The 22249-nt window shown below is 72.4% G+C and carries 22 protein-coding genes; 12 read left to right on the top strand and 10 right to left on the bottom strand.

Annotated features, from left to right (window positions below):
* Positions 1-375 precede the first annotated feature (375 nt).
* From ACXJKG_RS02315 to ACXJKG_RS02305, 3 genes are all read left to right on the top strand, one after another.
* A complete protein-coding gene (locus ACXJKG_RS02315; protein WP_456844143.1) occupies positions 376-1491 on the top strand; it encodes a Gfo/Idh/MocA family protein in 1116 nt (371 codons plus the stop codon).
* 242 nt (positions 1492-1733) lie between these two features.
* Positions 1734-2642: a family 43 glycosylhydrolase gene (locus ACXJKG_RS02310; protein ID WP_456844142.1), complete on the top strand. Its 909-nt coding sequence runs from the start codon at positions 1734-1736 to the stop codon at positions 2640-2642.
* The gene (locus tag ACXJKG_RS02305; protein ID WP_456844141.1) at positions 2639-4612 is read left to right on the top strand and encodes a beta-galactosidase; all 1974 of its coding nucleotides are present in this window, start codon (positions 2639-2641) and stop codon (positions 4610-4612) included. Before ACXJKG_RS02310 ends, ACXJKG_RS02305 begins: the two co-directional genes overlap by 4 nt.
* 41 nt (positions 4613-4653) lie before the next feature.
* On the opposite strand, the gene ACXJKG_RS02300 is transcribed toward ACXJKG_RS02305, so the two are convergent.
* On the bottom strand, positions 4654-5802 hold the full coding sequence (locus tag ACXJKG_RS02300; RefSeq protein WP_456844140.1) for a glycoside hydrolase family 3 N-terminal domain-containing protein: 1149 nt from the start codon (positions 5800-5802) through the stop codon (positions 4654-4656).
* A gap of 57 nt (positions 5803-5859) precedes the next feature.
* Between ACXJKG_RS02300 and ACXJKG_RS02295 the strand changes: the two genes are divergently transcribed.
* The 4 genes from ACXJKG_RS02295 to ACXJKG_RS02280 are packed head-to-tail and all read left to right on the top strand — an operon-like array spanning position 5860 to position 9152.
* Entirely contained in the window at positions 5860-6804 is a 945-nt protein-coding gene (locus ACXJKG_RS02295; RefSeq protein WP_456844139.1) for an ABC transporter ATP-binding protein, read from the top strand.
* Positions 6801-8015 carry an ABC transporter permease gene (locus tag ACXJKG_RS02290; protein WP_456844138.1) on the top strand — a complete coding sequence of 405 codons (1215 nt, stop codon included), beginning with the start codon at positions 6801-6803 and terminating at the stop codon, positions 8013-8015. The genes ACXJKG_RS02295 and ACXJKG_RS02290 overlap by 4 nt, the downstream gene beginning before the upstream one ends.
* 30 nt (positions 8016-8045) lie before the next feature.
* Positions 8046-8456 (top strand): DUF6157 family protein, encoded by a 411-nt coding sequence (locus ACXJKG_RS02285; protein WP_456844137.1) that lies wholly within the window; start codon positions 8046-8048, stop codon positions 8454-8456.
* A gap of 57 nt (positions 8457-8513) precedes the next feature.
* Positions 8514-9152 (top strand): hypothetical protein, encoded by a 639-nt coding sequence (locus tag ACXJKG_RS02280; protein WP_456844136.1) that lies wholly within the window; start codon positions 8514-8516, stop codon positions 9150-9152.
* Between the two features lie 4 nt (positions 9153-9156).
* Here ACXJKG_RS02280 and ACXJKG_RS02275 read toward each other — a convergent pair whose 3' ends face one another.
* Positions 9157-9630, bottom strand: coding sequence for a MarR family transcriptional regulator (locus ACXJKG_RS02275; RefSeq protein ID WP_456844135.1), 474 nt, complete (start codon positions 9628-9630; stop codon positions 9157-9159).
* A 77-nt stretch (positions 9631-9707) separates the two neighbouring features.
* Here ACXJKG_RS02275 and ACXJKG_RS02270 point away from each other — a divergent pair, with 77 nt between their 5' ends.
* A complete protein-coding gene (locus ACXJKG_RS02270; protein ID WP_456844134.1) occupies positions 9708-10373 on the top strand; it encodes an NAD(P)-dependent oxidoreductase in 666 nt (221 codons plus the stop codon).
* Between the two features lie 34 nt (positions 10374-10407).
* Positions 10408-12054, top strand: a complete 1647-nt coding sequence (locus ACXJKG_RS02265; RefSeq protein ID WP_456844133.1) for a bifunctional 3'-5' exonuclease/DNA polymerase — start codon at positions 10408-10410, stop codon at positions 12052-12054.
* Position 12055: 1 nt separating this feature from the next.
* Here ACXJKG_RS02265 and ACXJKG_RS02260 read toward each other — a convergent pair whose 3' ends face one another.
* The 4 genes from ACXJKG_RS02260 to ACXJKG_RS02245 are packed head-to-tail and all read right to left on the bottom strand — an operon-like array spanning position 12056 to position 15732.
* Positions 12056-12565 carry a hypothetical protein gene (locus tag ACXJKG_RS02260; protein WP_456844132.1) on the bottom strand — a complete coding sequence of 170 codons (510 nt, stop codon included), beginning with the start codon at positions 12563-12565 and terminating at the stop codon, positions 12056-12058.
* A 59-nt stretch (positions 12566-12624) separates the two neighbouring features.
* Entirely contained in the window at positions 12625-13353 is a 729-nt protein-coding gene (locus ACXJKG_RS02255; RefSeq protein ID WP_456844131.1) for a cupin domain-containing protein, read from the bottom strand.
* A 25-nt stretch (positions 13354-13378) separates the two neighbouring features.
* Positions 13379-14296, bottom strand: a complete 918-nt coding sequence (locus ACXJKG_RS02250) for a DUF6807 domain-containing protein (RefSeq protein WP_456844130.1) — start codon at positions 14294-14296, stop codon at positions 13379-13381.
* Positions 14293-15732 (bottom strand): Gfo/Idh/MocA family protein, encoded by a 1440-nt coding sequence (locus tag ACXJKG_RS02245; protein WP_456844129.1) that lies wholly within the window; start codon positions 15730-15732, stop codon positions 14293-14295. The genes ACXJKG_RS02250 and ACXJKG_RS02245 overlap by 4 nt, the downstream gene beginning before the upstream one ends.
* Positions 15733-16078: 346 nt before the next feature.
* Here ACXJKG_RS02245 and arfA point away from each other — a divergent pair, with 346 nt between their 5' ends.
* Entirely contained in the window at positions 16079-17596 is a 1518-nt protein-coding gene (gene arfA / locus ACXJKG_RS02240) for an arabinosylfuranosidase ArfA (RefSeq protein WP_456844128.1), read from the top strand.
* A gap of 52 nt (positions 17597-17648) precedes the next feature.
* Positions 17649-18647: an alpha/beta hydrolase gene (locus tag ACXJKG_RS02235; protein WP_456844127.1), complete on the top strand. Its 999-nt coding sequence runs from the start codon at positions 17649-17651 to the stop codon at positions 18645-18647.
* 7 nt (positions 18648-18654) lie between these two features.
* Here the strand turns inward: ACXJKG_RS02235 and ACXJKG_RS02230 are convergent, their stop codons facing one another.
* Positions 18655-19050: a hypothetical protein gene (locus ACXJKG_RS02230; RefSeq protein WP_456844126.1), complete on the bottom strand. Its 396-nt coding sequence runs from the start codon at positions 19048-19050 to the stop codon at positions 18655-18657.
* Positions 19051-19089: 39 nt separating this feature from the next.
* Between ACXJKG_RS02230 and ACXJKG_RS02225 the strand changes: the two genes are divergently transcribed.
* Complete coding sequence (locus ACXJKG_RS02225) at positions 19090-19602, top strand: PadR family transcriptional regulator (RefSeq protein ID WP_456844125.1); 513 nt, start codon at positions 19090-19092, stop codon at positions 19600-19602.
* Here ACXJKG_RS02225 and ACXJKG_RS02220 read toward each other — a convergent pair.
* Genes ACXJKG_RS02220 through ACXJKG_RS02210 form a run of 3 tightly spaced genes read right to left on the bottom strand, consistent with a single transcriptional unit; the run spans position 19592 to position 22127 of the window.
* Positions 19592-20245: a hypothetical protein gene (locus tag ACXJKG_RS02220; protein WP_456844124.1), complete on the bottom strand. Its 654-nt coding sequence runs from the start codon at positions 20243-20245 to the stop codon at positions 19592-19594. The two genes, ACXJKG_RS02225 and ACXJKG_RS02220, sit on opposite strands and share 11 nt — an antisense overlap.
* Positions 20246-20289: 44 nt before the next feature.
* On the bottom strand, positions 20290-21210 hold the full coding sequence (locus ACXJKG_RS02215) for a carbohydrate ABC transporter permease (RefSeq protein ID WP_456844123.1): 921 nt from the start codon (positions 21208-21210) through the stop codon (positions 20290-20292).
* Positions 21210-22127: a carbohydrate ABC transporter permease gene (locus ACXJKG_RS02210; RefSeq protein WP_456844159.1), complete on the bottom strand. Its 918-nt coding sequence runs from the start codon at positions 22125-22127 to the stop codon at positions 21210-21212. The genes ACXJKG_RS02215 and ACXJKG_RS02210 overlap by 1 nt, the downstream gene beginning before the upstream one ends.
* Between the last annotated feature and the right edge of the window lie 122 nt (positions 22128-22249).

Genomic DNA, 22249 nt, shown 5'->3' with positions numbered 1-22249 from the left:
CCGCGCGCGCTCGCCCGTTCGCCGGACCCGAGGCTCCCGCCGTCCGCCCGGGGGCGGACGGCGCCGCGCCGGACGCGCGAATTCGTGAGTTTGCGACKAGATCGGCAGTTGCAACTCACGCTCTCGTCGCAAACTCACGATCTCGCGCACCGCCCGCCCATCGAGTCCGGGTTCGCGCCGACGTCCGCGAGTTCGGTGGTCGTCGCCGAGCTCGGTGGTTGTCGTCAAGCTCGGTGGTTGTAGCCACCGAGCTCGGCTCGAAGCACCGAGTTCGGCGGCCGCAGGTCGTCGGCATCGGCGTCTGGCATGGACGGATCGGCAGGCAAGCGCTTACCGTTGCCGACGAGCACTGCACGCAAGCGCAAGGGAGCGGACGTGACGGAGTTGTCGGAGGGCCGGCTGAGGGTCGCCCTCGTCGGGACCGGGGCCATCGCCCACGCCCACGCCGGGGTCCTCGGGGCGGACCCGGGCGCGGAGGTCGTCGCGGTCGCGGACCCGAGCCCGGCCGTCCGGGACGCGTTCGCCGACCAGTTCGGCGTCCCCGGCCGGTACGACAGCCTCGAGCAGCTGCTGGAGCACGAGACGGTCGACGTGGTGCACCTCTGCACCCCGCCCGGCCTGCACAAGGACCAGGCGATCACCGCCCTGCGCGCCGGCGCGCACGTGGTCTGCGAGAAGCCGCCTGTGCTGTCGCTCGCGGACCTGGACGCGGTGCTCGAGGTCGCTCGCGAGGTCGGCCGGGAGTACGCGGTGGTGTTCCAGCAGCGGACCGGGACCGCCGTCGGCCACGTGCAGCGGCTGCTCGCGGACGGGACGCTGGGCCGGCCGCTCGTCGGCGTCTGCCACACGCTCTGGTACCGCAAGCAGGAGGACTACTACGCCGTTCCGTGGCGCGGGAAGTGGGCGACGGAGGGCGGCGGACCCCTGCTCGGGCTCGGCATCCACCAGCTCGACCTGCTCGGCTTCCTGCTCGGCGAGTGGGCCGAGGTCGACGCCCGCGCCTTCCGGCTCGACCGGGACCTGGAGACCGAGGACACGTCGACGGCGGTGATCCGGTTCGCCAACAACGCCATCGTGTCGGTGCTGACCACCGCCCTCGCCCCGCGCCAGACCAGCTACGTGCGGGTCGACACCACGCTCGGCACCGTCGAGGTCGAGCACCTCTACGGTCACGACGCCCGCTCCTGGCGGCTCACGCCGGCACCCGACCGCACCGGCGGCGAGGCGTCCCCGGCCCCGTCGAGCTGGACCCTGCCCGCGGACGACGAGCCCTCCGGCCACACGCCCCTGCTCCGCGCGGTCTACGAGGCGCTGCGCTCGGGCGAGCCGCTGCCGCCGGTGGCGTCGGACCCGCACCGCTCGCTCGAGCTGGTCACCGCGATCTACGCGTCGGCGTCGCTGGGGCGGCCGGTCACCAAGGCGGACCTCGCGCCGGGCAGCGAGCTGCGCAACGGCTTCCTGCACGGCATCGAAGACCTCCGCCCCTCATGACCACCCCGACAACGTCCGAAACCCCCACCTCCGGCGGGACGTCCGCACTCGATGGGGTTCCTACCCGCACGAGTGCTGACGCAACTCTCCGCAAGCCCGCAACGTCCGCACGTTCGAGCGCCCGGACGACCGAATCCGCGGACGCAACGACCTCGAACGCCGCAACGTCCGCACGTTTGAGCGTCCCGACGACCGAATCTGCGGACGCAACGTCGTCGGGACAGGCGACGAACACCCCCGGCGTGGCACCCGACCCGTTGTTCACCGACCCCCTCGGAGCGCCCACGGATCCCACGCTGATCGAGGGGCCCGACGGCGTCTGGTGGCTGTTCGCGACGCGGCGGCGGGTCGACGACGACGGCCCCGGGGTCAGCTGGGTGCACGGGACCGACATCGTCCGGGCGACGAGCGACGACGGCGGCCTGACGTGGACGCACCGCGGGATCGTCGAGAACCTCGACCCGCACCCGGGACGGAACACGCTCTGGGCGCCGGAGGTGGTGTTCGCGGAGGGCCGGTTCCACATGTTCGTCAGCTACATCACGGGCGTCCCGGACCGGTGGCCGGGGCACGAGCGGCACGTCCTGCACCACGTGTCCGACGACCTGGAGCACTGGGAGTACCGCGGCATCGTGCCGCTGAGCTCGGACTACGTCATCGACGCCTGCGTGGCGCCCACCGGGAGCGGCTACCGGATGTGGTTCAAGGACGAGGCCGCGGGGTCGACCACGTGGTGCGCGGACTCGCCGGACCTGGAGTCGTGGGGTCCGTCGCGGCCGGTGATCGAGGGTCGCGCGCACGAGGGGCCGAACGTGTTCACGCTCGGCGGCTGGCACTGGCTGATCGTCGACGAGTGGCGCGGGCAGGCGGTGTACCGGTCGGACGACCTGGACCGGTGGACCGCGGACGGGCGGATCCTCACGCAGGCGCCGGGCCACCACGCGGACGTCGTCGCGACCCGGGACGAGGCCTGGATCTTCTACTTCACGCACGACGTGTCACCCTTCGGCGAGACGGCTGCCGGCGAGGAGCGTGCGACCCGACCTGCGGTGGTGCGCGTCGCGGTGGCGCGCGTGGTCGACGGCCACCTCGTGTGCGACCCCGACGAACCTGTTGAGCTGGACCTACGACGAGCGACGAGGACCCGATGATCGAGTACGGCGGCGACTACAACCCCGAGCAGTGGCCCCTGGCCACCCGCATCGAGGACGTCGAGCTGATGCAGCAGGCCGGAGTGACCCTGGTGAGCGTCGGGATCTTCAGCTGGGCGCAGCTGGAGCCCCGGGAGGGCGAGTACGACTTCGGCTGGCTGGACGACGTCCTCGACCGGCTCGCCGCCGCAGGGATCAAGGTCACGCTGGCCACGGCGACGGCCAGCCCGCCTCCGTGGCTGACGCGCAAGCACCCCGAGCTGCTTCCCGTCCTGGCCGACGGCACGGTGCTGCACCCCGGCGGTCGGCAGGCCTACCGGGTGTCGGCGCCGCTGTTCCGTGAGTACGCGCTCCGGATGACGCGGACCATGGCCGAGCGGTACGGGCAGCACCCCGCGCTCGCGCTCTGGCACGTCGACAACGAGCTCGGCTGCCACGTGCCGCACGACTACTCCGACGACTCGGCGGCCGCGTTCCGGCGCTGGTTGGAGGACCGGTACGGCACGGTCGACGCGCTCAACGCGGCCTGGGGCACGGCGTTCTGGTCGCAGCGGTACGACGACTTCGCGGAGGTGCTGCCCCCGCGCAGCGCCCCGACGTACCCGAACCCGACGCAGCAGCTGGACTTCGCGCGCTACAGCTCGGACGAGCTGCTGGTGCACTACCGCGCGCTGCGCGACGTGCTGCGGGAGGTCACCCCGCACATCCCGACGACGACCAACCTCATGCTCAGCACCGGCACCAAGTGGATGGACTACTTCTCCTGGGCCGACGACCTCGACGTGATCGCCAACGACCACTACACGCGAGCCCACGACCCCGAGGCGCACATCGAGCTCGCGTTCAGCGCGGACCTGACGCGCGGGGTGGCCGGCGGCGAGCCGTGGATGCTGATGGAGCACTCGACCAGCGCGGTGAACTGGCAGCCGCGCAACCGCACCAAGCGGCCGGGCGAGATGGTCCGGCACTCGCTGGCGCACGTCGCCCGTGGCGCCGACGCCGTGATGTTCTTCCAGTGGCGGCAGTCCGCCGCGGGGGCGGAGAAGTTCCACTCGGCGATGCTGCCGCACGCGGGGACGGACACCGCGGTGTGGCGGAACACGGTGGCGCTGGGGGCGTCGTTGAAGGCCCTGGGCGAGGTGGCCTCGAGCAAGGTCCGCGCGCAGGCCGCCATCGTCTTCGACTACCCGGCCTGGTGGGGCACCGAGCTGGACAGCCACCCGTCGGCCGCGGTCACCTACCCCGACCGGGTCCTCGCGCACTACCGGGCGCTGTGGAAGCGGAACATCACCGTCGACATCGTGCGGCCGTCGGCGGACCTGTCGCGCTACGAGCTGGTCGTCGTCCCGGCGCTCTACCTGGTCACCGACGGCGACGCGGCGAACATCGCGCAGGCCGCCGCCGACGGCGCGTCCGTGCTGGTCACGTACTTCTCCGGGATCGCCGACGAGCACGACCACATCCGCCTCGGCGGCTACCCGGGCGCGTTCCGGGAGCTGCTGGGCGTCCGGTCCGAGGAGTTCTGGGCGCTGCAGGACGGCGAGGTGCTCACGCTCGACGACGGCTCGTCGGCGGACGTCTGGTCCGAGCAGATCCACGTCGGGCCGGACGCCTCAGCGGTCCGGACGTTCGCCGACGGCGACCTGGCGGGCTGGCCGGCCCTCACGCGTCGGTCGGTCGGTGCGGGAGCCGCCTGGTACCTGGCGACGCGGCTCGACGCCGACGGGCTGCAGAGCGTGACGGACGCGCTGATCGCGGAGGCGGGCCTGACCGCCGGCGACGCCCCCGACGGGGTCGAGGTCGTGCGCCGCCACGCCGACGACGGGCGGTCCTGGGTGTTCGTCCTCAACCACACCGACGACGAGGTCAAGGTCGGGGCGGCCGGGCACGAGCTGCTGCGCGACGAGCCGGTGGCGGGCGGGACGCTCGTCGTGCCGCCGGGCGCGGTCGCGGTGGTGCGCGAGGGCTGACCGCCCCTGGAACGTCGTGTGCCACGGCACCCCGTCGGTGATCACCCCTGGCGCTTCGCCGCCAGCACGCGCAGTACGGCGGCGTCGACCTTCGCCGCGAACTCGTCGTCCGCCTGCGCCTTCTGTGTGAGAGCCGTGATCATCGCCGGGAGGACGGTCGGGTCCTTCGAGGCCAGGACGATGTCGCAGCCGGCCTCGATGGCGTCGACCGCCCGATCGCCCGGGGTCCAGGCGGCGACCTGGTCCGCGGCGGAGACGTCGTCGGTGATGACGACGCCGTCGAAGCCCAGGGTGCCGCGCAGCAGGTCGGTGACCACGGGCGCCGAGAAGGCGGCGGGCGCGGTCGGGTCGATGAGCGCGTAGATCGCCGTCGACACCATGACGAACGGCGTCCCGCGGTCGACGGCGTGCTGGAACGACGCGACCTGGTCCGACGACGGGCTCGTGACGTCGTCGGTGACGTTCGCCGTCGTGTCGGTGTCGCCGGTGACGCGACCCAGGCCGGGGAAGTGCTTCACGGCGGTGTCGACTCCCCCCGCGGACATCCCCGCGGCGAAGGCGTCGGCGTGCGTGGTGACGGTGGACAGGTCGTACCCGAACTCGCGCTGGTAGTGACCGATCGGGGCGTTGGACGCGGCCCCCTGCTCGGTCGGGATGTCGGCGACGGGCGCGAGGTTGACCGTCACGCCCGCGGCGGCCAGCTCCTGGCCCCATCCTGTCGCCGCGACCTGCAGGTCGGCCGCCGACATGGACCCCTGCGTCAGCGCGGCCGGCATCGTGCTGAACCCGGGACCCGTGAGCGTCTGGACCTGGCCGCCCTCCTGGTCGACGCCGACGAACAGTGGGGTGCCGTGGGTCGTCTCGTCGGACACCTGGTCCGTGAGCTCGTGGACCAGGTCGAGGACCGGCTGCGTGCCCCCCGACGAGCGGTTCTGCAGGAACACGTTGCCGACGTGCGCATCGGTCACCGAGTCGATGCTCGCCTGCTGCGGAGCCGCGAGATCGACACCGACCATGACGATCTGACCGATCTTCTGCTCGAGGGTCCAGCCGGCCAACGGGTCGGGCGACGCGGTCGGCGTCGGAGTCGGCGCCCGGGTCGGGGACGCGGTGGGCGCCGACGCCGGGCCGCCCGAGCAGGCCGCCAGCACCAGGACCAACCCGACACCCCAGACCGCCCGAGATCGCATGACTGCATCTTGCTATGGGGTCGATCCGGGCGGGTCGGGCATGTTTGGATCGACCGCATGGGCGCACTGACGATGGAGTCCCTCAACAAGACCTACGGCGACATCCGCGCGCTGCGCGACCTCTCGATGGAGGTGCGCGCGGGCGAGATCGTCGGCTTCGTCGGCTCGAACGGGGCGGGCAAGTCGACGACGATGCGGATCGTGCTCGGCGTGCTGGAGGCAGACTCAGGCGAGGTGCGCTGGGACGGCGAGCCGGTGGACCTGGCCGTGCGGCAGCGCATCGGGTACATGCCCGAGGAGCGCGGCCTCTATCCGCGGATGAAGGTGAGCGACCAGCTGGTCTACCTCGCGAGGCTGCACGGGCTGGACACGGCGTCGGCCAAGGCGGCGATGGAGCACTGGACCGAGGTGCTGGGCATCGCGGAGCGCCGCGGCGACGAGATCCTCAAGCTGTCGCTGGGCAACCAGCAGCGCGTGCAGCTGGCGGCGGCGCTGATCCACTTCCCCGACATCCTGGTGCTGGACGAGCCGTTCTCCGGCCTCGACCCCGTCGCGGTCGACGTGATGAGCGGCGTGCTGCGGGACCAGGCGGCGGCCGGCGTGCCGGTGCTGTTCTCCTCGCACCAGCTCGAGCTGGTCGAGTCCCTGTGCGACCGGGTCGGCATCATCAAGAGCGGGTCGATGGTGGCGTTCGGCGGGATCGAGGAGCTGCGGCGGACCGATCACCGGCGCTGGGTCGTCGACGGACCACCGGCCGCGTCGTGGGTGCCCGCGGTCCCGTCGGCCCGCCTGGTCTCGACGGACGGGCCGCGGTCGGTGGTCGAGGTGCAGGGCCACGCTGCCGACGACGCCGACCAGCACATCCTGCGGGCGGCGCTGGACGCCGGCGCGGTGCGCGAGTTCAGCCCGCTGCGGCCGTCGCTGACCGAGCTGTACCGGCACGTGGTGGCGACCGACACCGACGCGGCCGAGACCGTCGAGACGGAGGCGGTGTCCGCATGAACGCCGCCCGACCGACCGTCGTCGAGCTGTCGTCCGGCGCGGCCGTGCGGCTCATCGCGGGCCGCGAGATCAGCACCCGCATCCGGTCCAAGGCGTTCGTCTGGACCACGATCGCGCTGGTCGCGGCCGTGGTGCTGGGCGGCGTTCTGCTCAGCTTCGTCGGCAAGCAGGACACCACGCAGCACGTCGGCGTGACGTCGGAGGCCGCGGACGTCGCCGACCAGGTGGTCGCCACGGGCAAGGTCACCGGCCCGACGATCGAGACGCAGGAGGTCGCCGACCAGGCGAGCGGCGAGGCGCTGCTCAAGGACGGGACCATCGATGCGCTGATCACGTCGACGGACCCGCTGACCGTCGTCGTGCACACCAAGCTCTCCGACTCGCTGGCTCCGGTGTTCGCGTCGCTGGCGCAGCAGGAGGCGCTGGCGTCGGCGGTCACCTCGCTGGGCGGCGACCCCGGCGAGGTCGGCCGCGAGATCGCGCAGGCGTCGCCCGCCGTCACGGCGCTGGAGCCCGAGCCGGCCCGGGACGGCGCGCAGATCGCCGCCGGGTTCGTCGCCGGCATCCTGCTGTTCATCTCGCTGATGACCGCCGGGCAGCTGGTGGCGCAGGGCGTGGTCGAGGAGAAGTCGAGCCGCGTGGTCGAGCTCCTGCTGGCGACGGTCCGACCGTGGCAGCTCATGGCCGGCAAGGTGCTGGGCATCGGGGTCATCGGCCTGTCGCAGGTGGTGCTCGTCGTCGGCGCCGGTGCCGGCACGGCCGTCGCGCTGGGGCTCGCCGACACCAGCTCGATCAACCTCGGCGTGACCGCGCTCTGGGTGGTGATCTGGTTCGTCATCGGCTTCACGATGTACGCGCTGGCGCTCGGCGCCCTCGCGGCGCTGGTGTCGCGCCAGGAGGACGTGGGGTCGGTGACCGCGCCGGTGATGACGCTGATGATGATCCCGTACATCATCGGCGTGAGCATCGCGCCGTGGGACCCGACGAACCCGCTGGTCGTGTGGCTGTCGTACATCCCGTTCTGCGCGCCCCTGCTCATGCCGATGCGGATCGCGCTGGGCGAGGTGGAGCCGTGGGAGGTCGCCCTCGCGCTCGGGCTGTCGCTCGCCCTGATCCCGGTGCTGGTGTGGTTGGCCGGCCGGATCTACTCCAACGCGATCCTGCGCAGCGGCGGCCGGGTCAAGCTCAAGGACGCGCTCGTGAAGGCCTGACTGTCGGTGGCTCCCGCTAGCGTCGGCGGGATGGAACGCGTCGACTACACCTCGACCTTCATCGCGGTCGCGCCGGACACCTCGGCGGTCGCCGGCGTGGAGCCCGTCGGCACCACCATCGCCGCGTCGACCTTCKCGCTGATCGCCTCGTCGCCGTACGCGCTGCGGTCGTCCGACGTCATCTTCCGCGTGTGGGCGCAGCGCCACGACGTCGACGAGCTCTCGGCCGACGAGTGGGCAGCGTTCTACTCCACGTCCCACGCCTGCCTGCGGTCAAGCGACCTCGGCAAGCGGTACGGCTGGGGCATCCACGCCGACGCCGACGGGCGCCTGGCCGTGTACGCGGTCGGGTCCGCGGAGTACGCCGCCCTGGCCGGCGGCGTCGCCCCCGACGGGTCACCCGTCAGCGTGACGGCGGCGATGCGGAGCTCGCGGCGGTGAGTGCCGCGTCACGGCGGCGGGGCTTGAGGCGGTCGGGTCCCGAGCCGATATAGCCCTGTGACGACCGAGCCCGCACCCCCGCGCACCGCGTGGATCATCGTGATGGCGGTCGTCGGCACCCTGTTCCTCGCGGCGAGCACGGTGACGATCGTCCTGGCCCTCCCCCGGCCGACGGCCCCGCAGGCCTCCTGCTGGAACGGCATCGCGACCGACCCGTGCCTCCCGCTCGAGGGCCAGACCGGCGCGATGTGGGCGTTCGACCCGAACCAGGTCGTCGCCTCGGACTGCGACCGGATGCGCGGCGACGACTACTTCCCCGAGGCCAAGGAGTCCTGGTACTGCACCTGGCCCGACCTCAAGGTCGACGTGTTCATCGCCCGGTTCTCCACGATCGACGACGGACCCGCGATCTGGCGGGACATCGCCGACTACAACGGCTTCACCGAGTACTACCCCGAGCGGTGGCCGACCGGTGACGCCCTCGGGCCCACGTTCTCCGGCAGCACGCCGGCGACCAAGAACTTCGACGCCCCGTTCCTCACGCTCTGCTACGACGACATCCCGTACTGCGTCGAGATCGAGGCCGCGAGCAACCGGGGGCTGGAGACGGCCGAGGACCGGATCGGGACGCTCACCGGCGACGACGTCGACGCGTACCTGACGCAGCTCGCGAACGAGCCGGGCGGGGACGTCTGACGCCTCAGTCCCGAGCGAGCTCCCCCGCAGCGATCGATCCCGCCTCCCGCGCCCGGGTCAGGAAGTCCGCGATCACGGCGAGCTCGGGCTCCGAGTAGCCGTCGAGCAGCTCCTCCATCGACCCGTTCATCCCGGAGTACAGCTCGTAGATCTCCGCCCCGCGCTCCTTCGCGGCGCGCACGACGATGGCGCGCCGGTCCTCGGGGGAGCGCTCGCGGACGATCCAGCCGCCCTTCTCCAACCGGTCGAGCACCCCGGTCATGGTCGCGGGGTGCAGTCCGGCGAGGCGCGCGAGGGCCGAGGCGCCGAGGGGTCCGTGGCGGCCGATGAGGTCGAGGCAGTCGAGGTCGACGTCGCGCATGTCGAGGCGCTGGCTGACCTGGTGGTTGAGCAGGTCCAGCTGGATGCTCAGCTCGCGCATGGACTCGCGGACGGTCACGGTGAGCCGACGCTTGCGCCGGCGGTCGTCAGCAGACACTTCGGGAGTCATATGTTACGGTCCTCATATCTTCTCGATCTCTGATGAGACCGTACACCCGCACCTGGAGCACACCCATGAAGCTCACGATCATCGCCGCGACCGGCGGCATCGGACGTCAGATCCTCGAGCAGGCCACCGCCGCCGGGCACGACGTCACCGCGGTGGTCCGCGACCCGAGCCGGCTGCCGAGCACGACGGCGCGCGTGGTCACCGTGGACCTGTCGACGGACACGGCGGCCCTGCAGAGCGCCGTCGCCGGCGCCGACGCGGTCCTGTCCGGGCTCGGCGCGCGCACCAAGTCCGACGAGGGCATCGCGACCCGCGGGACCCGCGCGATCGTCGACGCCATGCGGGCGACGGGCTCGACGCGACTCGTCGTGGTCAGCGCGGCACCCATCGGGACCGTGCCCTCCCCTGAGGTCCCGCACCCGCCGAAGCACGACGACGGCGACGGGTTCTTCATGCGCCACCTGGTCAGCCGCATCCCGAAGGTGCTGTTCAAGGACCACTACGCGGACCTCGCCGCGATGGAGGACGTGGTGCGGGCCAGCGGGCTCGACTGGACCATCGCGCGCCCGCCGAAGCTGACCGACAAGCCCCTGACCGGCGAGTACCGGACCGCGCTCGACCGGAACATCCGCGGCGGCTGGTCCATCTCGCGCGCGGACGTCGCCCACCTGATGCTCCGGGTGCTCGACCAGCCCGAGACGGTACGGCACGTGGTCGGCGCCGCGTCCTGATCGGTCCTGTCGGACCCGGCGGCGACAATGAGCCGTGTCCTTGCTGCTGCTCGTCGACGACCCGTCGCGCCCCGACGTCGTCACGCTGCAGTCGCTGTCCGACGACGGAGCGCACGAGGCGTCGAAGGACGTCGCGGTCGGCGACCTGGCGGCGGCGGTCCGGGAGCGCGAGGCGGACCGGCCGCGGTGGGTGTGGGACGACACGTCCCGCCGCTACCCGCCCCTGCTGGCCGCCGGCGTGCGGGTCGAGCGGTGCCACGACCTGCGGCTCTGCCACGCGATCCTGCGGCGCAGCATCTACTCGCAGTCGTCCGTGCTGGCGCAGGCCGGCGCCAGCCCGTGGGACGGTCCACGCACGTCGGCCCCCGTCGAGGTCAGCCTGTTCGACGAGCCGCGCGCAGAGGCCCCCGACGACGCCCTGGACGAGCTGCGACGCCAGCTCGCGGCGGTGGCCGGCGCCGACGAGCCCGGCCGCCTGCGCCTTCTCCTCGCCGCCGAGTCGACGGGCGCGCTCATCGCGGCGGAGATGCAGCACGACGGCATGCCGTGGAGCGTCGAGGCCCACGACGCGCTGCTGACCGACCTGCTGGGTCCGCGTCCGCGCAGCGGGCGCCCCGCCAAGCTCGAGGCGCTCGCCGACGAGGTCCGAGCGGCGCTCGGGCAGCCGTCGCTCAACCTCGACTCGCAGCCCGACCTGCTGCGCGGCCTGCGGTCGGCCGGGTGCGACGTCGAGTCCACGCGCACGTGGGAGATCAAGGAGCTGGAGCACCCGGTGCGCGAGCCGCTGCTCGCGTACAAGAAGCTGTCGCGCCTGCTCAGCGCCAACGGCTGGGCGTGGATGGACGCGTGGGTGCACGACGGCCGGTTCCGCCCCGACTACGTGCCCGGCGGGGTGGTGACCGGCCGGTGGGCCACCAGCGGCGGCGGGGCCCTGCAGCTGCCCGCGAGCATCCGCTCGGCCGTCCGAGCCGATCCCGGCTGGAAGCTGGTCGTCGCCGACGCCGCGCAGCTGGAGCCCCGGGTCCTCGCCGCGATGTCCGGCGACGGCGCCATGGCCGCGGCCGGGCGCCAGGCGGACCTCTACCAGGGCGTCGTCGACGCGGGCATCGTCGAGACCCGGTCCGAGGCCAAGTACGCGATGCTCGGCGCCATCTACGGCGCGACCACGGGCCCCTCGGCCGTCCTCATGCCCCGCCTGACCCGTGCCTATCCGCGCGCCGTCGCCCTGGTCGAGGCCGGCGCCCGGGCCGGCGAGCGCGGCGACGTCGTCGCCACCTGGCTCGGCCGCACCTCCCCGCGCCCGAACGCGGACTGGCAGTCGGAGCTCGCCGCCGCCTCGGCGGAGGGCGCCGGTGCCGACGACGTCCGCGCCGCCCGTCGGCGCGGCCGCGACTGGGGGCGGTTCACGCGCAACTTCATCGTGCAGGGGACGGCCGCCGAGTGGGCCCTGTGCTGGATGGCGTCCCTGCGGCGCCGGCTCCTGGAGCTGGAGGGCCGGCCGCACCTGGTGTTCTTCCTGCACGACGAGGTCATGGTCCACTCGCCCGCGGCAGTCGCCGACGAGGTCGCCGCCGCCGTGCGGTCGTCGGCGATCGAGGCCGGGCGGCTGCTGTTCGGGGACACCCCCGTGGAGTTCGCGCTCGACGTCGCCGTCGTGGACACCTACGACCAGGCGAAGTAGGTCAGTGGCTGAGGATCAGCTTGAGGGCGATGACGAGCAGGCCGAACGCGCCGGCCATGACGGTCTCCGCGACGAGCTTGCCGCCCCGCACGCCGGCCCGGTGAGCCGCGAGGGCCGCGACGGCCGCGAGCATCGCGACGGTGAACCACAGGGAGAGGAAGGCGGCGTTCGCGACCGTCATGCCGAGCAGCCGCCCGACGAAGAACACCACCAGCACGGGGAGGCTGCCCAGCAGGACGCCGGTGTTGTTCCGCAGCGCGTGGCGCAGGCGGTGCGTGGACGAGTGCTCGATGTCGTCGAACCGGCCACCGACCGCGTCCGCGTAGACGTGCGCCAACCAGTACGTCACCGAGACCAGCGCCGTCGCGATGAGGACGGTGTCGCCGCTCTCGAAGCTGGCGCTGGTCGTCGCGAGCACGACGGCCGACACGAGCGCCCCGTACAGCAGCTCGGCCGGGCCCTTGCTGCGCAGGAATCGGCCGACGAAGGTGAGCGAGCTGTCGGAAACCATCGAACCTCCGTCGTCGACCGGCACTGCCCCCATCGTCTACTACGCAGGCGCGCGCCGCGTCACGGGCCCACCGGCCAGGTCTGCAGACGCCCGCACATCCCGTACCGCCGCGGCGCCGGGTCCGGCTCGACGGCGGTCGCAGTCCCCCGGGCCAGGAACGGCGCGACACCGCGGACGAGCCCCTCGAGCGCCTTCGCGGTGACGTCCGTCTCCGCGTAGACGTTCCGCGTCCACACGTCCTGCCAGTGCGGCACCAGCGGCCGGACGATCCGGGCGGCGGCCTCGTGCAACGGCTTGAGGGCCTCGGCGGCACCGACCCGGTCGACGGCGGCGCGCAGCTCGGCGTACCCCTCGAGCGCGAGGTCGCGGCGGCGACGGGCGGCGGCCGCGAGCTCGTCGTCGGGGGCGCCGTCCGGGAGCGTGGCGGCCTCGCGGTACGCGGCCGGGTCGGCCAGCACCGCCGCGGGGAACGTGAGCACCGCGTCTCCGGCCTCGGGCAGGCCCGCGTTCGACATGAGGACGAGCACCTCGAGGTCGCCGTCGTTCACGGCGCGGTGCACCACGCCGGGGCCGAACGAGACGACCGACCCGGGCCGCAGCGGATGGACCTCGGCGCCCGCCACGCTCAGCGTGCGCACCGACCCGGAACCGCCGAGGACGACGTAGGCCTCCGACGAGACGACGTGCAGGTGCGGTGACCCGCTGCCGGCCCGGCCGACCCCGTCGGGTGCGAGCCAGTCGTAGACCCGCAGATGGCTGATCGACACACCGCCGGGGAGTCCGCTCATGCCCCCAGCATCCCGCCGCCGGCGCTCACGCAGCCAGCACCTGGGCACCGAGCGCGGCGAGCTCCGCCGCGCTCGAGGGGTCCGACGCGCCGTCGGCGATGACGACCGCGTACCGGAACGTCAGCGAGTCGCCGGGCCCGAACGGCACCTCGGTCGAGAAGAAGGGCGCGGGGTTGAGGCAGCCGAACAGCTCGGTGCGGGCGAACCACTGCGGCGGGTGCGACGGGTTGTCGGTGCCGTCGACCATGACGACCGTCGAGGTGCCCCCGCTCTCGTCGTGCCGGCCGACGAACCCCATCCACGGCCCGCGCGTCCCGCGGATCTCCTCGCCGCCCGCGAAGTCGGGGGCCAGCAGCGCGCCGCCGGTGAACGACCGCGGGCCGCGCCAGAACAGCCCGCCGTAGCCGGCGTTCTCCCGGCCGCGGGTGGTCGGCGAGCCGATGGTCAGGTCGGCGGCCGACACGTTGCTCATGGTCGTCGCGAAGGTCAGCACCCAGGCGTCGTCGCGACCCGCCGGGACGACGAAGCCGACGGTCCGCGTCTCGTCGATCACGTGCTCGCCGCCCTGCGTGTGCCACGCGAGCGTGTGGGCGAGGTCGACGCGGTCCGCCGACACGGTCAGCGCCGTCAGGTCGACGTGGTCCATCGACCCGTCGTTCTCGAGCTGCACGTAGCCCTCGCCGTGCACGTAGGTCGGCCCGCCCCAGAAGTTGTGGTCGCCCACCACGGGGAGCGACCACGCGATGCCCTTGTGCCAGACGTGGTCGTGTGGCCGGAACGCGGTGACCAGGTCGCCGCCCAGCGTCCGGACCGGGTGCAGGTAGGGGCGCGGGCTCTCCAGCTGGACGTCGGTGGGCACGTAGACGTAGCGCGCGAGGGCGGTGCCACCGAGCTCGACGTCGACGGCCCGGCCGACGTCGTGGACCGCGCGGAGGCCGCTCATCGGGCGAGGTCCGCGCCGAGGTCCAGGTCCGCGACGGTCACCGGCAGGCCCGTGACCAGCGACTGGTTGCCCGCGATGCCGACCGCGACGGCCCGCAGCCCGTCGAGGTACCCCGCCGGACGGCCGAGCTCGTCGTCGGAGACCCGCAGGTGGCGTCGGAACACGTCCTTCAGCAGGATCGCGTCACCGCCGCCGTGCCCGCCGATGCCGTCGGGGATCGCGAACTCGGTCGCCCGCTCCCAGTGCTTCTGCACCAGCAGCCGCTCCCCCTCGGGGCGCAGGCTGTCCGACGACGCGGTCGGGGTGGCCGACGGGTCCAGGATCGCGTTGCCGTCCTCGTCCAGCTCGATCGCGCCGCGCTCGATGACCTCGAGCTCCGCGCGGCCCGCGGTCCCGTTGACCGTGACGCGGTAGCCCTCCCAGGGGCTGTGGGCGTTGAGCGAGTAGGTCAGGGTGGCGCCCCGGCGGTAGTCGACCAGCAGCGCCATGTTGTCCTCGATGGTGATGCCCGGGCCGAAGACGTCCTGGTCGCGGAGGTAGCCGTCGTGCTGCTCGGCGTCCAGGTAGAGCGACTTGAGGCGGGGGTCGTCGTTGAGGTCGAGCGTGAAGGGGTCGCCGACGACGCCGGTGCCGCGGGTCGGTCGGGCGCCGAGGCCCCGGTCGGTCGCGTTGCGGTCGCCGTAGAACTTCAGGCCGCCGCGGGCGTAGACCCGGGCCGGCACGTCGCCGATCCACCAGTTGACCAGGTCGAAGTGGTGGCTCGACTTGTGCACCAGCAGGCCGCCGGAGTTCTTCTTGTCGCGGTGCCAGCGGCGGAAGTAGTCGGCGCCGTGCACCGTGTCGAGAGCCCACTCGAAGTGCACGCTGGTCACCTCGCCGATCTCCCCCGAGGCGATGACCTGGCGCAGCGAGGAGTTCCGCGGGGCGTAGCGGTAGTTGAACGTCATCACGACGTCGCGACCGGTCTCGGCGACCGCGCCCGTGATGCGCCGGCAGCCCGGCCGGTCGATCGTCAGCGGCTTCTCGACGACGACGTCGGCCCCCGCGGCGAGGGCACGCGCGACCAGCTCGGCGTGGGCGTGGTCGGGCGCGGTGACGACGACGACGTCGACCGACTGCTCGGCGATCATCTTCTCGAGGCCGTCGGGCGCGTACGTCGGGAGCTCCGCCGGCCGCCCGAGGGCCTCGGAGACCACCGCCTCGTAGTGCGCCATGCGGCCCGGGTTCGTGTCGAGCAGCGCGACCAGCGACGCCACGTCGGCGTGCTCGCCGGTGATCGCGCCGATGTACATGCCGGCCCGGTGGCCCGTGCCGGCCACGGCGTACCGCCGCTGCTGGCCCTCCGGCGCGGGGGCGAACTCGGGGATCACGCCGGCGCCGGCGGCCGTGCTGCTGCTGGATGCGGGACGGGGAGCGGTCGGGTTCTGGTCGATCACGGGTGTCCTCGGTGTGTGTCGTCGCCTCGTTGCGCGGACTTGGAAAGCGTTGTCCGTCACCTTGTAGCCTAAGCGGTGGAGCCCGTCCCCGACAGGCCTCACGCCCAACCGATCACGGGTCGGACACCTGCCCGGCCCAGCCCAGCCCGACCCAGCCCGACCGGCTACCCGCCCCACCGACCCACCCGTCGGCCCGACCCGCACGTCAGCCCGACCCGCACGCTCGCGTGCAGACTTCGTTCCGCTCGGCGCGACAAAGTCTTCACGCGAGGACCGGACCAGCACCCGTCACGACCGACCGACCGTCCGACACCAGGGCGCCGCCGCCCGACCGCCAGGAGTCCCGATGCCCCAGCGCGCCACCGTCCTGCTCCACCCCGACTTCCGCGTCGGGGAGATCGACCGCCGCGTGTTCGGCTCGTTCGTCGAGCACCTGGGCCGCGCGGTCTACACGGGCATCCACGAGCCGGGCCACGAGACCGCCGACGAGCACGGGTTCCGCCGCGACGTCGCGGACCTGACTGCCGAGCTGGGCGTGAGCATCGTCCGCTACCCCGGCGGCAACTTCGTCTCCAACTACGTGTGGGAGGACGGGGTCGGGCCCGTCGAGGAGCGCAAGCCCTTCATCGACCTGGCCTGGCGGACCATCGAGCCCAACACAGTCGGCACCGACGAGTTCCTGCAGTGGGCCGAGCGCGAGGGCATCGAGCCGATGATGGCCGTGAACCTGGGTACCCGCGGGGTTGCCGCGGCCGCGGCGCTGGTGGAGTACTGCAACGGCGAGGCGGGGTCGCGATGGGCCGACCTGCGGATCGCGAACGGCCGGGAGAAGCCGTACGCGGTGACGCTCTGGTGCCTCGGCAACGAGATGGACGGGCCCTGGCAGATCGGGCACAAGGACGCCGACGAGTACGGCAAGCTCGCGGCCGAGGCCGGCAAGGCCATGCGGCTGGTGGACCCGTCGATCGAGCTGGTGGTGTGCGGGTCGTCGTCGATGATGATGGACACCTTCGGCTCGTGGGAGCAGACGGTGCTCGACCACACGTGGGACGTCGTCGACCACCTCTCGATGCACGCGTACTACGAGGAGCTCGACGGCGACCGCGCCTCGTTCCTCGGGTCGGGCACCTCGATGGACCGGTTCATCCGCCGGGTGGTCGCGAGCGCCGACGCCGTGGCTGCTCGCCGCCGGTCCGACAAGGTGGTGACCATCTCGTTCGACGAGTGGAACGTCTGGTACCTGCAGTCGCGGTTCGTCGGCGAGAAGAGCCTCCCGCTCCAGCGCGACGCCCCGCGGATCATCGAGGACGTCTACTCGGCGCTCGACGCGGTGGTCGTCGGCGACCTGCTGGTGACCCTGCTCAACCACGCCGACCGGGTGCCGGTGGCCTGCCTGGCCCAGCTGGTCAACGTCATCGCCCCGATCATGACCGAGCCCGGCGGACCGGCCTGGCGGCAGCCGACGTTCCACCCCTTCGCGACGACCGCCCGCCTGGCCCGCGGCACCGCGCTCGACCTGCGGGTCACCGGCCCGTCGATGCCGACGAGCGCCCACGGCGACGTCCCCGTGGTCACGGCCGCGGCGACGCTGGACGGCTCCGACGCGGCGGTGTTCCTGGTCAACCGCTCGCCGGAGCCGCTCGAGGTCGAGCTCTCGCACCCGGGCGTAGCGCTGACCCTGGGCCGCGGCGTGCAGGTCACGGCCGACCACGAGCCCGCGGTCGCGGGTCCGGAGCACGCCGCCGCCGTGGCCGAGCGCCACGTGTCGGAGGTCGACGGGCCGCCCGCGGGCACAGGCCGGACGGTGCTCACGCTCGCCCCCGAGTCGTGGACCGCCTTCCCCGGCACGCTGACCCGGGACTGACCGCCGCGGCCGGCGGCCCCTCCGACTTGCCGAGCGGTGGCACGATCGACGGATGAGACGCATCGGGCTCGCGATCGGTTGGCTGCTGGGCCTGGTCGCCGCGGGCATCGTCGGGTTCGTCGTCGCGGCCCGTCTCAGTCCCAAGCCGGCGTCCGCCGTGCTGCGGCGCAACTTCGACCGGCACGGTTCCGCCCGCTTCACGGCGACCGCGCCGTTCGTCCCGACGCACGTCACCTCGCAGCTCGACATCCCGTACCGCGACGGGGACCGCGACGCGCGCCTCGACGTGCACCGGTCGACGGCCGCCGACGGGACGCTCCCCACGATCGTCTGGGTGCACGGTGGCGCGTGGCTGTCGGGCAGCAAGGACCTCATCGCCAACTACCTGCGGGTCGTCGCCGGCGAGGGCAGCACCGTGGTGGGCATCGGCTACTCGATCGCGCCGCGGGCGACCTACCCGACCCCCGCCCTGCAGGTGCTCGACGCGCTCGCGTACCTCACCGAGCACGGCGAGGAGCTGGGCATCGACCCGAAGCGCCTCGTCCTGGCGGGTGACTCCGCCGGCGCACAGATCGCGTCCCAGGTCACCGGCATGGTGGTCGACCCGGCGTACGCCGCCTCGATCCGCGCCCACCCGCGCATCACCGCCGACCAGATCCTCGGCACCGTCCTGTTCTGCGGGGTCTTCGACATGTCGCTCGCGCGCGGCCTGCGGGGCCGGGACCGGTGGTTCGTCGACTCGGTGATGCGCTCGTTCACGGGCTCGTCGGCCTTCCTGGACGACCCGCGCTTCGCCGGGATCTCCGTGGTCGAGCACCTCACCGCCGACTTCCCGCCGACGTTCGTCTCCTGCGGGAACGCCGACCCGGCGCTGCCCCACTCCCGCTCGCTCGTCGCCAGGCTCGAGTCCCTGGGGGTCCGGTACGAGACCCTGTTCTTCGACGACGACCACGTGCCGCCGATCGGGCACGAGTTCCAGTTCCACGTGGGGACCGAGGAGGGCCAGCAGGCGCTGAAGGCGATGCAGAAGTTCGTCGCCGGGCTGCCCTGACCCGCGGTCAGGCGACCGCCGGCGTCGGCAGGTCGGGCGCCGCCCGCCACAGGGCCACCGCCGCGACGACGGTGACAGGCACCCAGAGCAGCCGCTCGACCAGCGACGGCGACGCGAGGTTGAGCACCGCTCCCGCGGCCATGACCACCGACGCCGCCTGGAGCACGCGCCGCCGGACGGTGGGCGACCCCACCCGCCCGGCCGCGACCGCCGCAACCGCGAGGTAGACCGGGACGGCGATCGCGCTGGAGATCCGCTGCTCCGACGCCAGCACCCCGCTCGTCGCACCGCCGTAGGCCGCATCGCCCCACGGGGCGCCGAGCGCGAGGGCGGCCTGGAACGCAGCCGTGGTCACCATGAGGCCGGCGGCCAGCCGACCCGCCCGCGTGCTCTCGTTCGTCATGAGGCGATCCAAGCATATCTGGCAGATATAGTCACCAGCATGTCGCGACGACCCCAGACCGAGCTCGCCGTCCTCGGCGCGCTGTCCGTCGAGCCCATGTCCGGCTATGCCGTGCGAGCGGCGATCACGAGCACGCTCGGGCACTTCTGGAGCGAGAGCTTCGGCCAGATCTACCCGACGCTGGCCCGGCTCGAGGCCGACGGACTGGTGCGCAAGGACGACGGACCCTTCGCGATCACCCCTGCCGGCCGCACGCGGCTGCGCGAGCTGCTCGCCGAGCCGATCGACCGCACACCACCGCGCAACGGCCTGTTGCTGCGGCTGTTCTTCGGCAGCACGCTGGGACCGGAGGCCTGCATCGACCTCCTGCGCGACGCGCACGCGGAGGCACTCTCCGCCCTGGCGACGCTGGCGGCGATCCGCGCCGAGGTCGAGGCCGAGCCGCAGACGCCCGACCGGCCCTACTTCCTGCTGACCATCGCGGCGGGCGAGGCGACGGCTCGCGCGCAGGCCGAGTGGGCCGAGTCGTCGATCGCCGCGCTCAGCTCCTGACGGCCGCCCGGTGCTCGACCGCCACGACGGCGAGCGAGAGCAGGCCGGGCACGATGACCGCGAGCGGCGCGAGCATCCAGACCATCACCGCGCAGAGGCCGAGCGCGACGCCGAGCAGCAGGGTGCCGACGAGGTCGTCGCCGGTCCTCTTCGCGGCGGCCTGCATCACGGCCCCCCACGACGCACCCGGCGACCAGCCGGCGGCGGCCCGGAGGGTGACCACCAGCAGGACGGCGACGAGGAACAGGGTCGCGATCCGGACGCCGGTGCCCCCGGGCAGACCGCCCGAGCCGGCGAGCTGCAGGTTGAACAGGAAGACGAACAGCAGGACCGGGACGCCGATCGACACCAGCCAGACGCCCCGGCACGCGGCCCGGAAGTCCTGCCAGAGGACGGCGACCGTGTCGGGCCGGCCGTCGAGGTGCCGGCGGACGTGCGACACCCCCGCGGCGAGCGCCGGGACGGCCGTGACGATCGGCAGGCTCAGGACGGAGACGCCGAGCCCGACCAGCAGCGCCTCGCTGAACAGCCCGAACCGTCCGCCGCCGAGCAGCGGCTTCTCGTCGGGTGCCGGCTCGAGGGGCGGCGCGGCGGCAGCGTCGACGGTGTCGTCGTCGTCGGGACCCGGGGACGGAGCGCTCATGGCGCCCAGCCTCACACGTTCCCCGGGCCCCGCGGAAACGCTCATCAGCCCTTGAGCCCCTGCGTGGCGACGCCCTCGACGAGGTACCGCTGGAAGACCAGGAAGAAGAGCATGACCGGGACGAGGGCGAGGACGGCCATGGCCATCTGCGCGCCGTAGTCGGAGGTCGTGGTCTGGTCGACGAAGAGCCGCAGGGCGATCGGGAGCGAGTACAGGTCGGGCCGCTTGAGGTACAGCAGCGGGCCGAAGAAGTCGTTCCAGGACCAGATGAACGCGAAGATCGAGCTGGTCACCAGCGCCGGCTTCATCAGCGGCAGCATGATCGAGCGGAAGATCCGGACGTGCCCGGCGCCGTCGATGCGCGCGGCCTCGTCGAGCTCTCGCGGCAGGTTCCGCATGAACTGGACCATGAGGAAGACGAAGAACGCCTCCGCGGCCAGGAACTTGCCGAGCAGCAGCGGCACGAACGTGTCCACCAGGCCGAGCCGGTTGAACACGATGTACTGCGGGATGATCACCACGTGGAACGGCAGCAGCAGCGTGCCGATCATGAGCGCGAAGAACACGTTGCGGCCGGGGAACTCGATGCGGGCGAACGCGTAGGCGCTGACCGAGCACGAGATCGTGATGCCCACCACGGCGCCGACCGCAAGGATCAGCGAGTTGGTGAAGAACTTCCAGAACGAGACGCCGCCGATGCCCTCGATGGCCTTCTGGAAGTTGGCGAGGGTCGCGTCGGTGGGGATGAGGCTGACGTTGCCGACGATCTGGCTGCTCGGCTTGAACGCCGACACCAGCATCCACACCGCCGGGTAGAGCACGACGATGACGATGGCGATGGAGCAGATGTGGAAGACCAGCGACCGGCCGCGCTTGCGCAGCTTGGTGGAGTGGCGCAGGCGCGCACTGGCCTCCGCGCTGACGAGGCTGTCGGCCGTGACTGCGGCCGGGCTGACGGTGCTCATCACTTCCCCTCCCCGGAGTAGTGGACCCAGAACTTGGAGCTACGGAAGAACACGGCCGTGATGGCGCCGACGACGATCACGAGGACCCAGGCCATCGCCGAGGCGTAGCCCATCTGGAAGTCCTGGAAGCCGCGGAAGTAGAGGTACAGCGTGTAGAACAATGTCGACCGCGCAGGGCCTCCGGTGCCGTTGGAGATGATGAACGCGGACGCGAAGATCTGGAACGCGTGGATCGTCTCGAGCAGCAGGTTGAAGAAGATCACCGGCGAGAGCATCGGCAGCGTGATCTGGCGGAACTTGCGCACGGGCCCGGCGCCGTCGACGGCCGCGGCCTCGTAGAGCTCGTTCGGGATCTGCTTGAGCCCGGCCAGGAAGATGACCATCGGGGCCCCGAACTGCCAGACCGTCAACAGGATGAGCATCGGCATCGTGCGGGCCGGGTCACCCACCCAGCCGCCTTCCGAGAAGCCGAAGAACTGCTGGATCTGGTCGACGATGCCCTTGTCGATGAACATCGCCTTCCACACGATGGCGATCGAGACGGAGGCCCCGATCAGCGACGGCGCGTAGAACGACGAGCGGTAGAAGCCCTTGCCGCGGTGCGCGTTGTTCAGCAGCATCGCGACGGCGAGGGCGGAGATCAGCTTGATCGGCGTGCCGAACACCACGTACGTCAGCGTGACCTTCCACGCCTGCAGGTAGTTCGGGTCGTGGAACAGGCGCTTGAAGTTCTCCAGCCCGATCCACTGCGGCGGCGCGAACAGGTTGTAGTTCGTGAACGACAGGTACAGGGAGGCGAGCATCGGGCCTGCGGTGAGCAGGACGAACCCGAGCAGCCAGGGGCTCAGGAAGGCGTAGCCGGCCCGGGTCTCGGCCCGCTTCCGGCGCTTCTTGGCGGCGGCGGAAGACGCGGCGATCGAGGTGCCCGTCGTCGGAGCCTCGGCAGTGAGGGTCACGAGCGTGATCCGTTCGTTGTGCGGTCGATTCGTTGCGGTCCGTCCTGCGGATCGCGACGGGGGTGGGCCGCCCGGGCGTGCGG

Source organism: Cellulomonas sp. P5_C6 (assembly GCF_054049635.1).
Note: the sequence above shows the minus strand (reverse complement) of the source record. Positions and strands in the feature narration are given on the sequence as shown.

Excerpts from the sequence above, each read along its gene's own strand:
- ACXJKG_RS02305 (WP_456844141.1), top strand. The coding sequence starts at position 2,639 with ATGATCGAGTACGGCGGCGACTACAACCCCGAGCAGTGGCCCCTGGCC.
- ACXJKG_RS02300 (WP_456844140.1), bottom strand. The coding sequence starts at position 5,802 with ATGCGATCTCGGGCGGTCTGGGGTGTCGGGTTGGTCCTGGTGCTGGCG.
- ACXJKG_RS02295 (WP_456844139.1), top strand. The coding sequence starts at position 5,860 with ATGGGCGCACTGACGATGGAGTCCCTCAACAAGACCTACGGCGACATC.
- ACXJKG_RS02290 (WP_456844138.1), top strand. The coding sequence starts at position 6,801 with ATGAACGCCGCCCGACCGACCGTCGTCGAGCTGTCGTCCGGCGCGGCC.
- ACXJKG_RS02270 (WP_456844134.1), top strand. The coding sequence starts at position 9,708 with ATGAAGCTCACGATCATCGCCGCGACCGGCGGCATCGGACGTCAGATC.
- ACXJKG_RS02260 (WP_456844132.1), bottom strand. The coding sequence starts at position 12,565 with ATGGTTTCCGACAGCTCGCTCACCTTCGTCGGCCGATTCCTGCGCAGC.
- ACXJKG_RS02255 (WP_456844131.1), bottom strand. The coding sequence starts at position 13,353 with ATGAGCGGACTCCCCGGCGGTGTGTCGATCAGCCATCTGCGGGTCTAC.
- ACXJKG_RS02250 (WP_456844130.1), bottom strand. The coding sequence starts at position 14,296 with ATGAGCGGCCTCCGCGCGGTCCACGACGTCGGCCGGGCCGTCGACGTC.
- arfA (WP_456844128.1), top strand. The coding sequence starts at position 16,079 with ATGCCCCAGCGCGCCACCGTCCTGCTCCACCCCGACTTCCGCGTCGGG.
- ACXJKG_RS02235 (WP_456844127.1), top strand. The coding sequence starts at position 17,649 with ATGAGACGCATCGGGCTCGCGATCGGTTGGCTGCTGGGCCTGGTCGCC.
- ACXJKG_RS02230 (WP_456844126.1), bottom strand. The coding sequence starts at position 19,050 with ATGACGAACGAGAGCACGCGGGCGGGTCGGCTGGCCGCCGGCCTCATG.
- ACXJKG_RS02225 (WP_456844125.1), top strand. The coding sequence starts at position 19,090 with ATGTCGCGACGACCCCAGACCGAGCTCGCCGTCCTCGGCGCGCTGTCC.
- ACXJKG_RS02220 (WP_456844124.1), bottom strand. The coding sequence starts at position 20,245 with ATGAGCGCTCCGTCCCCGGGTCCCGACGACGACGACACCGTCGACGCT.
- ACXJKG_RS02215 (WP_456844123.1), bottom strand. The coding sequence starts at position 21,210 with ATGAGCACCGTCAGCCCGGCCGCAGTCACGGCCGACAGCCTCGTCAGC.